The following is a 14255-nucleotide window of genomic DNA, read 5'->3' on the forward strand; positions in this document are numbered from 1 at the left end:
ATTTAAAGAGGTGAGGTTGTTGTTTAAAAAAGTTCTAATTGCTAACCGGGGTGAAATTGCCGCTCGTATCATTCGTACATGTGAAAAAATGGGTATTTCAACTGTTGCTATTTATTCAGAAGCTGATGCTGAATCGCAACATGTAAAAATGGCAAGTGAATCGTACTTAGTTGGAAAGCCTCGTGTAAATGAGAGTTATCTAAACATTGATAAAATCTTAAAAGTTGCTCAAGAAACGGGAGTAGATGCTATTCATCCAGGTTATGGATTATTATCAGAAAACACAACTTTTGCAACTCGGTGTGAAGAAGTTGGAATCACGTTTATCGGGCCTAAACCTGAGGTGATAGCTCGAATGGGAAGTAAGATTGAATCTAGGAAAGCAATGGCGGAAGCGGGCGTACCGATTGTTCCAGGGATTTCCAGGTCGCTAACTGATGTGGAAGAAGCAGTTGAAGTGACTAAAGAGATAAAATTTCCTGTTATGTTAAAGGCTTCAGCTGGTGGTGGTGGAATAGGGATGCAAATTGTGAACGACGAAGAGGAACTACGGAAAGCCTACGAAGGCAATCAAAGACGGGCTACCGATTTCTTTGGTGATGGAGCTATGTATATAGAGAAGTACGTAGAAAATCCTCGGCATATTGAAATTCAACTATTAGCTGACAATTATGGTAATACCATTTATTTATGGGAGCGAGATTGCTCTGTTCAACGACGTCATCAAAAAGTGGTCGAAGAAGCACCTTCTTCATTTTTAGATGAAGAGACTCGGACCAAAATGGGTGAAGCAGCAGTAAAAGCTGCTAAGTCATTAGAGTATTCTAATGCAGGTACAATTGAATTTCTTGTTGATGAACAAAAGAATTTTTATTTTCTAGAAATGAACACTAGATTACAAGTAGAACATCCGGTAACAGAAGAAATTACAGGAATTGATTTGGTGGAAGAACAACTTAAGATTGCTGCTGGAGAAAGCTTGCAACTCACTCAAAAAGAGGTAAAACGAGAAGGTCATGCAATTGAAGTACGTATCTACGCAGAAGATCCAAAAACATTCTTTCCATCACCTGGAAAAATTACAGCTTTTCAATTATCAGAGAAGCCTTTTGTTAGGAATGAATGTGCAGTGAGCGGTGGCTCAGTTGTTACACCATACTATGATCCAATGATTTCAAAATTAATTGTTACCGGGCAAGACCGTGAAGAAGCAATTGAATATATGTTATTGGCATTAAATGAATATAAAATTGAAGGAATTAAAACGAATATTCCTATGCTAAAAGAAGTAATCGGTCATGAAGTATTTAAAAAAGGAGAAGCAACTACAAGTTTCGTAGCCAATTACTTACAAAAGAAATCAGTGAAATAACTATAAAGAATAGAGGAGGAGTTTTAAAATGGGTCAAGTTATTACAAATATGGCAGGTAATTTATGGAAAGTGCTCGTAAAAGAAGGAGATCGAGTGGAGGAAGGTCAAGAAGTGGTCATCTTAGAATCAATGAAAATGGAGATTCCGATAGTAGCTGAAACAAGCGGAACGGTGACGGAATTAAAGAAACAAGAAGGTGACTTTGTAGATGAAGGGGAAGTGCTCCTTGAATTAGAATAGAGAACGCCTCTATACGGTGATAGATTCTAAAAAGGCAGGAGGGATGTCAGATGAATTTTCCGATTCAAGCAACCATAAAGGAAGTGGGTCCACGTGATGGTCTCCAAAATGAGCAATGTTTTATCTCGACAGAAGATAAAATTAGTTGGATCAATCAATTATCGAAAACTGGACTAAATTATATTGAAATTAGTTCCTTTGTAAATCCTAAATGGATTCCAGTGTTATCAGATGCTTTAGAAGTGGCAAACGGAATAAATCGTAATGACGGTGTGACCTACTCTGCATTAGTACCTAACCAAAAAGGGTTAGTGCGAGCGCTCGAAGCGAAGGTTGATGAAGTATCAGTCTTCATGTCTGCAAGTGAAACACACAACAAAAAGAATATTAATAAGACCATTGAAGAAACGCTTCCTGTTTTAAGGAATGTGATTGAAGAAGCAATAAAGTCTGGAAAAACAACGAGAGGATATATTTCAACTGTGTTTGGTTGTCCGTATGAAAAGGTTGTTGATGTTAAGAATGTTGTGAGAATAGCAGAAACCCTTTTTGAAATGGGTATTGATGAATTATCACTCGGAGATACGATTGGAGTGGCCAACCCCATTCAAGTTCAAGCTGTTTTAACAGTATTGCTCAAGAGGTTTCCAGCCAATAAATTAGCGATGCACTTTCATGATACGAGAGGAACAGCATTGGCTAATGTAGTGGCGTCACTTGATATGGGGATATCGACTTTTGATAGCTCAATCGGTGGGTTAGGAGGATGCCCATATGCGCCAGGGGCATCAGGGAATCTAGCAACAGATGATTTACTGTATATGCTTGATGGTATGGGCATTCAAACAGGAGTTAATCAGGATAGGATCCTCTTAGCTGCCAAGTTTATTGAAGAAAAGATTGGGCGACCTCTTACTAGTCATAACTTGCAAACCTTAGCAGCAAAAAGCTGCTCAACATAGTATTCTCTTAAATTCCTTTGTGAGGAGGTTGGTTACTTGACCAATCAAGTTCTTTATTCAAAAAGTGAGGAAGGAATTGCTACAGTGACGTTAAATCGTCCAGAAGCAGCTAATGCGTTATCCTTACAAATGCTGTATGAATTACATGAAGTCCTTCACGAAATAAAGTTTGATCCGTCTGTGCGATGTGTCATCATTACTGCTGCAGGAGAGAAGGTCTTTTGTGCGGGAGCAGATCTAAAGGAACGAAGCGAGATGGATCTTGATCAAGTACGTAAGACGGTCTCTTTAATTCGCTCGAATATCAATGATGTAGAATCCTTACCTCAGCCTGTAATTTGCGCTTTAAATGGAAGTGCTTTAGGAGGTGGCCTTGAGCTTGCATTAGCTTGTGACATTCGCGTTGCAGCGGAAAGAAGTAAGTTAGGTCTAACAGAAACATCACTTGCCATCATTCCAGGAGCAGGTGGAACACAACGTTTGCCTAGATTAATTGGCAAAGGTAGAGCGAAAGAAATGATTTTTACGGCTAAGCGTATTGATGCATATGAAGCTGAAAAGATTGGTTTAGTAGAATATGCTGTTCCAACAGAAGAAGTGATCGAAAAGTCGAATGAAATAGCTAAGCTGATTTCCAAGAATGGCCCAGTTGCGTTAAGGCAATCAAAAATCGCCATTGATAAGGGAATAGAAGTTGATTTAAATACGGGTCTAGCGATTGAACAAAATGCATACGAAATAACGATACCCACTAAAGACCGTAGGGAAGGGTTACAAGCGTTTAAAGAAAAACGTTTACCGTTATATAAGGGGGAGTGATACATATGACAACGGATATAAATCATCAACAGAAGGAGGCAAAAGCGATGCCGTCAGGAAATGAATTGAAAGATAAAATAGAACAGATCGAAAAAGGGGGGGCACCCAAATATCACGCAAGCAATGCTGAAAAAGGAAAGCTATTTGTCCGAGAACGATTAGAACTTTTATTTGATGAAGGTATGGAATTTGAGGATGGAATGTTGGCTAACTGTATGGCAGAGAATCTTCCTGCAGATGGCGTTGTGACAGGAGTTGGTAAAATTAATGGTCAAACTGTTTGTGTGATGGCGAATGATTCGACTATTAAAGCTGGGTCATGGGGAGCGCGTACGGTTGAAAAAATTATCCGCATTCAAGAAACCGCTGAAAAATTAAATGTACCTATGCTTTATTTAGTAGATTCAGCAGGAGCAAGAATTACAGATCAAGTGGAAATGTTTCCTGGAAGACGTGGAGCGGGACGTATCTTTTATAACCAAGTAAAGCTTTCAGGAAGAATTCCACAAGTATGTTTGTTATTTGGACCATCTGCTGCTGGCGGAGCTTATATACCTGCTTTTTGTGATACGGTTATTATGGTTGATGGAAACGCATCTATGTATCTCGGTTCTCCAAGGATGGCTGAAATGGTAATTGGTGAGAAAGTAACATTAGAAGAAATGGGTGGTGCTCGTATGCATTGCTCCGTCTCAGGGTGTGGTGATATTCTCGCTAAAACAGAACAAGAGGCTATAGAACTAGCGCGGAATTATTTGACTTACTTCCCTGCTAATTATAAAGGGAAGACCCCGGTTCAAGAAGCAATCGAGCCTAAAACGTTAGAAAAATCTATTGAAGAAGTTATCCCAGAAAATCAAAATGCCCCTTTTAATATGCATGATTTAATTGAGCGTGTAATAGATGAAGATTCATTTTTTGAGATTAAAAAACTATTCGCCCCTGAATTGATTACAGGTTTCGCCAGACTCAATGGTCAAACAATTGGTATTATAGCAAATCAGCCAAGAATGAAAGGCGGGGTATTATTTCATGATTCAGCTGATAAAGCGGCGAAATTTATTTCATTATGCGACGCATACCATATTCCTCTAGTATTCTTAGCTGATATTCCAGGCTTTATGATTGGTTCTAAAGTTGAGCGAGCTGGAATCATTCGACATGGAGCGAAAATGATCTCTGCCATGGCTGAGGCAAGTGTTCCAAAGATTTCAATTATTGTCCGTAAAGCCTATGGAGCAGGTCTTTATGCCATGGCTGGTCCAGCATTTGAACCGGATTGCTGCTTAGCATTACCTAGTGCGCAAATAGCTGTAATGGGACCAGAGGCCGCTGTTAATGCCGTTTACGCTAAAAAAATAGCTGAACTCCCTGAAGAAGAAAGAGCCGCGTTTATTGAAGAAAAACGTGAAGAATATAAGGAAAACATCGATATTTATCGTTTGGTATCTGAGATGGTTATCGATGGAATCGTACCGGGTAATTCATTGCGAGCTGAACTCTCAAAACGTATCCCAGCTTATATGTCTAAATATGTAGTATTCTCTGAACGCAAGCATCCAGTCTACCCAGTTTAAAATTCTAAATCAAGTATGAGCCAGCAATTATTGCTGGCTACATACTTTTCATTAAGAGCAATTCTGCTTAGGAGATCGTCAAATTAGATTTGTTACTAGCGAGGGAGGAATCAGAGAATGTCAAATAAAGCTGTATGGTACCCGAGTCCAATGGATGAAGAAGCTTGGCTTTGATCATTATGAGAGCTTTATGAAGGCTTCAACAGACGTCGCGTGGTTTTGGGGACGCAGAGAATCCATTGGTATAAAGATTATGAGAAAACGATTTATCAAAAGGAATCCAGTGGCCATCTTGGTATGTTGGCGGTGAGTTAAATGCTACTTACAACTCAGTGGAGAAATGGGCCCAAAATAGCCATACAGCATCACAAGAGGCATTGATTTGGGAAAGTGAAGACGGGACTGTTACATCATATATATCAACTGGACGAAGAAATTTCACGAATTGCGAGTGGATTAAAAGAAAATGGCTTAAATAAAGGTGATATTATTGCTGTCTAAACGTGTTGAACTTGCACTTAAGAAAAGTGGAGTGTCTACACACGTTCATGAGAACTTGCAGGAAGCTATTTCAGCATTCAAATGGGGGACCTGGCTCATATTTTCTGTACCACCTGCTACTGCCAACTTTGAATCACCAACCATAATAGATTGAGCAGCATTTACGATTGCCTGCAACCCTGATCCACAAAGACGATTAACTGTTAACCCAGGAACATGTTCAGAAATACCCGATTTCAATCCTACATGACGCCCCATGTAGATTGCATCTGAACTAGATTGAATGAATTCCCAATGACGACATTGTCAATTTCTCCTGCCTCAACTCCTGAACGAGTTAAGGCTTCTTTTGTTGCATGAACACTAAGATCAATCGCAGATACATCTCGGAAAGATCCTCCGAATTCCGTAAAAGCGGTTCTAGCTCCATCTATTAATACAATTTCTTCTTTTTTCAATGAATGATTCCTCCTTGTACGATGTATGACGAACAGTTAAAAAATTAAAAATATTATGTTTTCATTTTAATAAACTTAACCGATTATAACTAGGTTGCTAAGCCACAAATTATCCTCTAATTATAGTGGGGATTTTGTCTCTTACAAACAAAAGTGTTGATATATCTATACATTCAAGATTATTTTTAGGGATAATTTGTATTTTGGAACCAATAAAACGATACAATACCTTACGTTATAGCTGTGGCGATCCTCACTTTCCCTTGGATTTTAAAAAAACTTCTCAAAAAGATGACCATTTATTACATAGTCATTTCCCGTTTACTTTTGCTTCCTTATTCATTAAGTACTCCAAACGTTGTGGGATTGTCAAAATTAGTCTAACTTCAGTATCAGAAAGGTCAAAACCTGTTAAATCTGCTATTTTCTCAATAAACCTCTAAAGTTCATTCATTTCTTTTGAATTTATAATCCTATTAATTTGTTTTAAATACAGACTACTGTATAAGCCTACAACTCTATGACAGAACATTGTCATACTCGGCTGAAACTCCACACGAATAAAGTAAATCCTCTGCTGCTGTTTGATGATACATTTTCTTGAATCCATTGGGTGTCTGATAATCGATTGTAGTCTGAATTGCATTATCGATCAATCGAGTAGGAGGGGGTGATTAACCCCCGACCTCTCACACCACCGTACGTACGGGTCCGTATATGGCGGTTCAATAAGTTAAGTGTGTTTAGAATATATTGAGGAATATAGTCGGGTTAGGTTAAGCAACCCAACTCGTTCAAGAAGTTTATTTGGAATAGTTGTGTGTAGAATGAAGCTGTTAGATATGTGCAAGTATCCTTTTCTTGTGTTTGCCCACTCCCAAGCCTTTTGCTTGGGGATTTTTAATTTCATCAGACTTTTAAAGCGAGTACTTACCTAACATCTTATAAACCGTTCCATATTAGTACTCTGTGCGATTAAAGAAAGGTTTAACTGCTTTAACAAATGTAGTGGGAATATAAGTAGGGAAGAACGTTTCATCTAGTTCATGGAGATTAACCGTATCTAACGGTTTCTTTACGTAGTTTTTTATTATTTAATGTTTTAGTTTTAATTAAATTAGTTTCCGGCTGATTTTTTAGCGGCTCAGCCGAGGAGTGGTCAGGCTTTTGGTGGTTTTCTTGTTCATTCAATTTTTCGGGCTTACTTGTGTCAAAGCCTCGAAAAACATAGACGCTGTGAGAATATCCACCTTTGGCCCTTTTCGTGCGATAGTTTGATAGAATTCCTAAAGATCTTGCCTACACAATATTCGTTCAAATGTAGAACGGGAGATGCCTCCTTTTTTGTGTTGGCATGCTTGTACGAGTTTACAAATAGGAGCATTGGCAACATCGATTTACCTTCCGCTAAAACGAGTCAAATGGGTAAAACCCGTTCCCCTTATAATGATGACCATGAACCTCTAATGCAGCAGCCACCGACTTGTTAAACTCCTTCACGCTATTAAATTCACTTAAGTGTACAAACTGTTCAATTTTACCAATTTCATTTTGAATTCCCCTAAAATGTTAGTTCCTTCAATATTCCAGTTGCTGCTGGTTTACTTTATCCGTTATTTGGGATTCTGTTAAATCCTATGATTGCCGGGGCAGCGATGGCTTTTAGCTCGGTATCTGTTAAGGCTTAGAAAATTTAAAGCGTTTTTTTGAAAACGATTAAAGAAAGGACGTCTCTTTAAGGAAAAGTGACGAATTTGTCGACGAAGGAATCATCAGTTTTTGTCTAGTTTTCATACACAATTTTTTAACATCATAGTTTCATCACATTTATATTATATCCTTTATAGTGAAGGGAATAGGAGGTGTTTTATATGATGAACTTTGGAATGATTATGTATATGATTTTTCTAGTTGTCATTTTTGGTTTTATAATCTATGGTATTTTGTTATTGATTACAAATCTATTAAATAAATACAGAACCCCCTCTCCCGAACAAGATCAATCTTTGCAAATTTTAAAAGAACGCTTTGCACGAGGAGAGTTATCTGAGGAAGAATTTGAACAGAAGCAATCATATTTGAAAAAATTAAATTAATCTAATGCTATCTCTCAGAACTTCACAATTTCAACAAATATGAAGTCTATACTTGTTAGTGAAATTATTATAAAAAAGGAGTGTTAAAGATGCAAAAGAAATCAACAATGTTAATCTTTTCATTTGCGTTATCTACATTGTTTGTTGTCGGTACATTGGGTTTTTCACCGACATCAGAAGCGAATGAAAATAATGGTGGCATGATGAATATGATGAATGGGAATGGCATGATGAACATGATGGAAGCAATGAATTCACCGGAAGGACAAGAAATGATGGGAAATTGTAGTGAGTTCATGTCTTCTTATGAAGAGGAAGATAAGGAAGCTGACCTTTAAGGTTGTTATAGAGTACAAAAAGAGGAAGGTGGTCCTTCCTCTTTATTGTTTAAGTCTTTTTGAAAGGGAGTAGCAAAATGGTTATAACTGCAAACATGCCAGTTTCTAGTATAGTAAATGTGTGGCCCAAGACTAAAATTACTTTTAAAAGTTATCATATCACTACTGTAGAGGATAGAACCATTCAAAAAAGTGGTATATGAAAAAATCTTAACCAGTTGCTAGTGAAATTAAACGATATTGTAAATTGTTCCGAAAAGACATGTACGGAAGGCGGTTGAAGACTCTTTAGGGAGAAGTAGGATACTTTTAATCTATTCAAGGTTAAAACTTCTCATAAAAAAGAATGGTCTTCACAAATAGCACACATTTACGTGCTATTCTTTAGCATACAAGATTGAAATAGCTAGGGAAGTGAGTCAAGGTGTACGATTTTTTTAATTCGATAAGTCAACTTTTGTATGAACCATTAGCCAACTTGTCCTATGGGACAGAACACATTCCGATTTTATCTGCTTTGATACTGGGAATCCTTGGCGCTGCAGCCCCTTGTCAATTTACGGGGAATATTAGTGCCATTACCCTCTATGGAAATCGATCCTTTCAAAATAATATTCCTTTGGGTGAGGTCATTTTCTATCTGTTAGGGAAAATGTTTGTATTTTCAGGATTAGGTTTTATTGTGTGGTTACTCGGATCAGAATTTCAGAGAGAGTTAACCGGCTATTTGCCATGGGTACGTAAATTACTTGGTCCTCTTTTAGTTTTTATTGGCATTTATTTATTGGGGGTTATTAAATTTTCATGGACCATTGATTTCATGAAAAAAACAGACCAACCTGTTGGTAATAGGAAATGGGGAGCATTCCTTTTAGGAAGTAGTTTTTCATTAGGATTCTGTCCAACTATGTTTCTTCTTTTTTTTATGTTACTTATGCCGATGGCCGTATCAACAAGTTATGGATTCGTTCTTCCTAGTATTTTTGCCATTGGAACGGCGATCCCATTTATCTTAGCTATCTTTTTAATTTGGTATTTTGGTTTAAATGGATCTCTGATGAAGAAAAGTCGCAAGGTAAGTAAGGTAATCCAACAGGCTGCAGGGGTTTTGATGATAATTTTAGGGGTTTTAGATACAATGACATATTGGTCATTTTAAGTAGTAAGAGGTGAATGAAGTCATGGGAAAAAAACAAAAACGGTTATTTAGTCGAACCATTATCCTCATTATCATTTTTGTTGCGATTGGGTTTACATTTTATAATGCTTTTTTTAATAACTCAAACATGCTTTCTATCGGTGATAAGGCACCCAATTTCATCCTGAATGATTTAAATGGGGAGAAAATAGAATTGGAGAGTTTAAGAGGAAAAGGTGTGTTTTTAAACTTTTGGGGAACGTATTGTCCGCCTTGTGAAAAAGAGATGCCCTATATGGAAAGTCAATATCAGATTTATAAAGATCAAGGAATTGAGATTGTAGCAGTAAATGTCGATGAATCAGAGTTAAGCGTTAAGAAGTTTGTTGAAAGAGTAGGTAGTTTATCTTTTCCGGTTGTGATTGATAGAGGTGGGAACGTACTTGATGCCTATAACGTTAGTCCCTTACCTACCACTTTTCTAATAGATAAGGATGGAGTTATCGTTGATGTCATTACTGGAGGGATGACGGAGGAGAATATAGCAGACTATTTAGAGAGTATTAAACCTTAGCTCTATCATCTAGTTCAAATTAAATTACGTGAATAGGCAGGAATGAAAATGATTGATTATGTTACTCAGAACCATAGTTTACTCGAACTTTGGGATTTTCCGTTACTTGGAATCCTAACTATTATTGGCGTTCTTTATCTACTATTGACTAGTTCATTTCATTACTTAGTAGGAAGAGTGAAGCCAGTTAGATTTAAGCAAAAAAGCTTTTTTCTTTTGGGTCTTTTTTTAGCAATTATAACGATTGGAGGTCCTCTTCATCTCATTGGACACCATTATTTATTTAGCGTCCATATGTTTCAACAAGCTATGTTATTTATGGTGATTGTTCCGCTGCTCATGTTAGGAATTCCTAGCGAAGTTTTTCAGTTAATCGTCCGGAAACCTGTTATGAAGAGGGTTATTATATTCCTAACCCACCCAATCTTTAGTATTTTATTTTTTAATGGATTATTTTCTATTTACCACTTCCCATTCGTTTTCGATGCGGTCATGGCTACTCATACCTTATTTAACCTTGTTCATTTTATTTTGTTAGTCGGAGCTGTTTTAATGTGGTGGTCACTGCTATCTCCACTTCCAGAAATTAATGGGTTACGCGATCTTAGTCGGATTGGATTTATTTTTATGAGTGGCGCACTTATTACACCGGTGTGCGCGTTAATTATTTTTAGTTCTACACCCATGTACAGCGCCTACACAGATGTCCCGCAATTAATCAGTTTCTTGACTCCAATAGAAGATCAGCGGCTTGGTGGAATCGTCATGAAACTTATCCAAGAAGGAGTATTTATCACTTCCATTGCAATTATCTTTTTTAAATGGGCGAGAAGTGAGCGATCAAATGAACCTGAATTTATTAGCATGTGAGTGATGCTATATTCTTTTTTTCTTCTTATTAATTGTGTTAAATGGTTGTTACCCCTCCAAATAACGGACAAACTAAGGAAATACTGTAAAGGACAGGGAGGCTTAAGCGTCTTCCTTTTTAAAATTTGAGTGTTTCAAATACAGAACACTCAAAAAAGTATTTTGTTTTCACACTTTCATCTATTTGTTTTGTATAGTTAGATTAATATTAGAACGAATAATAGAGGGATAAAACAATGGACAAGTTTAAAGTATTAGTAGTTGACGATGAATGGAATATGAGAAACTTACTTCGAGTTTATTTGACCAAAGATGGCTTCGAGGTTTCAGAAGCTAAAGATGGTTTGGAAGCACTATCGAAAATCGAACACAATTCGTATGATTTAATTATATTAGACGTTATGATGCCTGGCATGGATGGCTGGGAAGTTTGTAAAAAGATTCGGCTAAACCAAAACATTCTCATTTTAATGTTAACAGCTCGAACAGAAATAAAGGATAAAGTACACGGTCTAAATATAGGGGCAGACGACTATCTGGTTAAACCTTTTGCTTCAGAGGAGTTAGTTGCCCGTGTACAGGCGCTGCTTAGAAGAACGGAAACAACTAAACTAAATGAACAACAGTCAACCTCAATCGTGAAACAAGGGATCAAAGTGGACCTTGAGAAAAGAGAAATATTAATCATGGATGAATTTATTGAACTAACACCAAAGGAGTTTGATTTATTTTTTACGCTCATTGATCACCCAGGTCGAGTCTATAGTCGTGAACGATTATTAGAACAAGTTTGGGACGTTGATTATTTCGGTGACTTCAGGACGGTTGATACTCATGTCAAAAATGTCCGAGAAAAAGTCAGAAAAGCAGGTCTTACCTATAATCCGATCCAAACAGTTTGGGGCGTTGGCTACAAATTTAAGGAGCCTAACAGTCAATGAGATTAAATCGAATTTCAGTAAAATTAGGGGTAACGATTATTTCGTTGCTTTTGGTTGTATTGTTACCATTAGGATTTGTCATAAACGAGATCGTATCTGGTTTTTATTATGACCAAGTGGAAGATGAAATTGATAAGTTATCCTCAAGATATGCAAACGCTATTACAAATTCTGAAAATATTATGATGGTGCCAATGGTTGAGACAATGGCTGAATTTTCTGATGTGAAATTATTTACAGTTGATGAGAATGGGCAAATAATTGTGAGTTCAAGCGTTCCTGGGTTGGTGCCAGGAAATGTGATTTCCGAAGAGCAACGTAAAAGCTTATTAGAAGGGGAATCGAGCCAGGGAGAATATAAAGATCCAACGACAGGCAACCAATTTCTAGTTTCAGGTAAGCCTATTTATATGGGAGAGACTTTTGTTGGCGGCGTGTATGTCCTATCTTCAGTAGAAAATATGAACCGTTCTATTTATCAATTAAGACAAATGTTTATCCTGTCAGGTACAGGGGCTTTCTTATTAGCATTAGGAATGATTTTGGTCTTATCTAGAAAATTATCAGACCCTTTAGTTCAAATGGAAAAAGCGACTCGCAAAATTGCTAAGGGTGAATTAGAGACACGGGTTAAGATTACATCAAATGATGAATCAGGTTCTTTAGCACAGGCCATTAATGATTTAGCTGTTGATCTAAAACGATATAGAGACACAAGACAAGAATTCTTCGCGAATATCTCACACGAATTAAGGACACCCATGACGTATTTAGAAGGCTATGCTAACATTTTAAAAGAAGGGTTATATCAAACAGAAGAAGAAAGAATTCACTATTTAGATATCATCCATAAAGAATCGAAAAGAGTTACTCGGTTAATTGAAGATTTATTTGAGCTTTCAAAAATAGAAGAGGGGAAACTGTCCCTTCACAAAGAAGCAATCGATTTACAGGAAGTGTTGGAGAACGTTATACAGAAAGTCAATTTAAAAGCTAAAGAAAAAGGGGTTGATTTGGTTTTTCAAGTTGAAGATGGAATAGAATCTGTTTATGGTGATGGACTACGAATGGAACAAATCTTTAGCAATTTATTAGATAATGCGATCCGGTATACAGAAAAAGGAACAGTAAAAGTGACAGTGGCAGCCATGAAATCTGAGTACGTTAAAATAACGATTGAAGACACAGGTCAGGGAATACCCAAAGACGAGCTACCGTATATATTCGAACGATTTTATCGTGTTGAAAAATCGCGGTCGAGAGATTATGGGGGTACAGGATTAGGGTTATCCATTGTGAAAAACTTAATCGAGCTCCAGGATGGGAGTATCCAAGTTGCGAGTGAAGTTGGGAGCGGTACACGATTTAAAGTTTCTTTTCCTTCAACAGAAACATACGAAAGAGAGGGAGAACAGCGGTGAAGGCAGTAGAGTGGGTAATGGCGATCGCTTTAGTTGTAATAGGTTTATCCTGTTTAACCATGTCGGCAAATTGGTTTGGGAACTCTGATTCGATCCGACCATATCTTAATACATTATTTCAAATATGCTTGTGGGCAGGGGGGCCTGTAGTAGTGGTCTCTCTTATTTATTTTCTGTTTTTTAGAAAGGGGAGAGATGATAGTTAAAAATCTTTAACAAACGAATGTTGTTCGAATATAAATATAAGATATTTCTAACGTAAATACTCAAGTAAGCACTAGAAACCAAAAGGATTCTAGTGCTATTTGCTTTTTCATCTTAAATGATAATAATTTTTCAATCCATCACAGTTTCAACACATCCTCTTGTTACATTAATAATACAAAGATGTCCTGACTTTGGCGAAGGGGGGATCAAACCATGGATATACTGGCGTTCGTACTCATTGGTGTACTTGTTCTTTTGAGCCTATTGTGTTTTATGGGGATGGGCAAAAAGAAAGGAGGGTTCTGTTGTCCTCCTAGGACTAGTCAAGAAACGGAAAGGCAGAAAGGTTCAGCGATAACATCTCAATCAAAAGAGCTACACAAGATTTATACTCAATTGGACCAAGTGGAGAAAGTGAATCAAAATTTGGTTCAGGAGATAGAGAGAATGAAAAAAGAGAAAGGATCTACAACTTAGAAGGGAGCTGTAAAATGAATACTTTCTTAATCGTACTCATTGCTTTTAAACTAGTTTGTTTATTCTTTTGCTGGAAAGCAATGTCGATGGCCAAAAAGGAAAAGCAAAAAAAGTCCTATACCAACCAAGTAGAGAAAACAGATGATATTAAAATAGCTCAGAATAAAATAACGGAACTAATGGAGCAAAACCAAAAGCTCTCAAAGGTTATAGAGGAAATGAAAGAGTCTTCTAATCGTACTCAATCCAAAAGAACCTCGTAA

Annotated in this window: 15 protein-coding genes and 1 pseudogene; 15 read left to right on the forward strand and 1 reads right to left on the reverse strand. The window is 37.1% G+C overall.

Annotation, left to right across the window (positions count from 1 at the left end; translation table 11 throughout):
• Nucleotides 1-19: 19 nt before the first annotated feature.
• The 5 genes from LDX58_RS06035 to LDX58_RS06055 are packed head-to-tail and all read left to right on the forward strand — an operon-like array spanning nucleotide 20 to nucleotide 4971.
• A complete protein-coding gene (locus tag LDX58_RS06035; protein ID WP_227935937.1) occupies nucleotides 20-1372 on the forward strand; it encodes an acetyl-CoA carboxylase biotin carboxylase subunit in 1353 nt (450 codons plus the stop codon).
• 28 nt (nucleotides 1373-1400) lie between these two features.
• Nucleotides 1401-1613 (forward strand): acetyl-CoA carboxylase biotin carboxyl carrier protein subunit, encoded by a 213-nt coding sequence (locus tag LDX58_RS06040; RefSeq protein ID WP_227935938.1) that lies wholly within the window; start codon nucleotides 1401-1403, stop codon nucleotides 1611-1613.
• 50 nt (nucleotides 1614-1663) lie between these two features.
• Nucleotides 1664-2575 (forward strand): hydroxymethylglutaryl-CoA lyase, encoded by a 912-nt coding sequence (locus LDX58_RS06045; protein ID WP_227935939.1) that lies wholly within the window; start codon nucleotides 1664-1666, stop codon nucleotides 2573-2575.
• A 36-nt stretch (nucleotides 2576-2611) separates the two neighbouring features.
• Nucleotides 2612-3394, forward strand: coding sequence for an enoyl-CoA hydratase (locus LDX58_RS06050; RefSeq protein ID WP_227935940.1), 783 nt, complete (start codon nucleotides 2612-2614; stop codon nucleotides 3392-3394).
• Between the two features lie 47 nt (nucleotides 3395-3441).
• On the forward strand, nucleotides 3442-4971 hold the full coding sequence (locus LDX58_RS06055; protein ID WP_227936001.1) for an acyl-CoA carboxylase subunit beta: 1530 nt from the start codon (nucleotides 3442-3444) through the stop codon (nucleotides 4969-4971).
• A 546-nt stretch (nucleotides 4972-5517) separates the two neighbouring features.
• Here LDX58_RS06055 and LDX58_RS26620 read toward each other — a convergent pair.
• Nucleotides 5518-5930, reverse strand: a pseudogene (locus LDX58_RS26620) (thiolase family protein).
• Nucleotides 5931-7801: 1871 nt separating this feature from the next.
• Here LDX58_RS26620 and LDX58_RS06065 point away from each other — a divergent pair.
• The 10 genes from LDX58_RS06065 (at nucleotide 7802) to LDX58_RS06110 (ending at nucleotide 14255) form a co-directional block, all read left to right on the forward strand.
• The gene (locus LDX58_RS06065) at nucleotides 7802-8026 is read left to right on the forward strand and encodes an SHOCT domain-containing protein (RefSeq protein WP_227935941.1); all 225 of its coding nucleotides are present in this window, start codon (nucleotides 7802-7804) and stop codon (nucleotides 8024-8026) included.
• Between the two features lie 89 nt (nucleotides 8027-8115).
• Complete coding sequence (locus LDX58_RS06070) at nucleotides 8116-8364, forward strand: hypothetical protein (RefSeq protein WP_227935942.1); 249 nt, start codon at nucleotides 8116-8118, stop codon at nucleotides 8362-8364.
• Between the two features lie 424 nt (nucleotides 8365-8788).
• Entirely contained in the window at nucleotides 8789-9523 is a 735-nt protein-coding gene (locus LDX58_RS06075) for an urease accessory protein UreH domain-containing protein (protein ID WP_227935943.1), read from the forward strand.
• Nucleotides 9524-9545: 22 nt separating this feature from the next.
• Nucleotides 9546-10076, forward strand: coding sequence for a thiol-disulfide oxidoreductase ResA (resA, locus tag LDX58_RS06080; RefSeq protein WP_227935944.1), 531 nt, complete (start codon nucleotides 9546-9548; stop codon nucleotides 10074-10076).
• A 48-nt stretch (nucleotides 10077-10124) separates the two neighbouring features.
• On the forward strand, nucleotides 10125-10946 hold the full coding sequence (locus LDX58_RS06085) for a cytochrome c oxidase assembly protein (RefSeq protein WP_227935945.1): 822 nt from the start codon (nucleotides 10125-10127) through the stop codon (nucleotides 10944-10946).
• A 236-nt stretch (nucleotides 10947-11182) separates the two neighbouring features.
• Complete coding sequence (locus tag LDX58_RS06090; RefSeq protein ID WP_227935946.1) at nucleotides 11183-11887, forward strand: response regulator transcription factor; 705 nt, start codon at nucleotides 11183-11185, stop codon at nucleotides 11885-11887.
• A complete protein-coding gene (locus LDX58_RS06095) occupies nucleotides 11884-13308 on the forward strand; it encodes a sensor histidine kinase (RefSeq protein WP_227935947.1) in 1425 nt (474 codons plus the stop codon). Before LDX58_RS06090 ends, LDX58_RS06095 begins: the two co-directional genes overlap by 4 nt.
• A complete protein-coding gene (locus tag LDX58_RS06100; protein WP_227935948.1) occupies nucleotides 13305-13514 on the forward strand; it encodes a hypothetical protein in 210 nt (69 codons plus the stop codon). The genes LDX58_RS06095 and LDX58_RS06100 overlap by 4 nt, the downstream gene beginning before the upstream one ends.
• Before the next feature lie 214 nt (nucleotides 13515-13728).
• Nucleotides 13729-13992: a hypothetical protein gene (locus LDX58_RS06105; RefSeq protein ID WP_227935949.1), complete on the forward strand. Its 264-nt coding sequence runs from the start codon at nucleotides 13729-13731 to the stop codon at nucleotides 13990-13992.
• Nucleotides 13993-14006: 14 nt separating this feature from the next.
• The gene (locus LDX58_RS06110) at nucleotides 14007-14255 is read left to right on the forward strand and encodes a hypothetical protein (RefSeq protein WP_227935950.1); all 249 of its coding nucleotides are present in this window, start codon (nucleotides 14007-14009) and stop codon (nucleotides 14253-14255) included.

The organism is Alkalihalobacillus deserti (genome assembly GCF_020734105.1).
In the GTDB taxonomy this organism is placed as follows: domain Bacteria; phylum Bacillota; class Bacilli; order Bacillales; family Bacillaceae_D; genus Halalkalibacter; species Halalkalibacter deserti.

Bases quoted from the DNA above. Each gene is read 5' to 3' on its own strand.
- LDX58_RS06065 (WP_227935941.1), top strand. From the start codon at position 7,802: ATGATGAACTTTGGAATGATTATGTATATGATTTTTCTAGTTGTCATT.
- LDX58_RS06070 (WP_227935942.1), top strand. From the start codon at position 8,116: ATGCAAAAGAAATCAACAATGTTAATCTTTTCATTTGCGTTATCTACA.
- LDX58_RS06095 (WP_227935947.1), top strand. From the start codon at position 11,884: ATGAGATTAAATCGAATTTCAGTAAAATTAGGGGTAACGATTATTTCG.
- resA (WP_227935944.1), top strand. From the start codon at position 9,546: ATGGGAAAAAAACAAAAACGGTTATTTAGTCGAACCATTATCCTCATT.
- LDX58_RS06085 (WP_227935945.1), top strand. From the start codon at position 10,125: ATGATTGATTATGTTACTCAGAACCATAGTTTACTCGAACTTTGGGAT.
- LDX58_RS06045 (WP_227935939.1), top strand. From the start codon at position 1,664: ATGAATTTTCCGATTCAAGCAACCATAAAGGAAGTGGGTCCACGTGAT.
- LDX58_RS06090 (WP_227935946.1), top strand. From the start codon at position 11,183: ATGGACAAGTTTAAAGTATTAGTAGTTGACGATGAATGGAATATGAGA.
- LDX58_RS06040 (WP_227935938.1), top strand. From the start codon at position 1,401: ATGGGTCAAGTTATTACAAATATGGCAGGTAATTTATGGAAAGTGCTC.
- LDX58_RS06105 (WP_227935949.1), top strand. From the start codon at position 13,729: ATGGATATACTGGCGTTCGTACTCATTGGTGTACTTGTTCTTTTGAGC.
- LDX58_RS06055 (WP_227936001.1), top strand. From the start codon at position 3,442: ATGCCGTCAGGAAATGAATTGAAAGATAAAATAGAACAGATCGAAAAA.
- LDX58_RS06110 (WP_227935950.1), top strand. From the start codon at position 14,007: ATGAATACTTTCTTAATCGTACTCATTGCTTTTAAACTAGTTTGTTTA.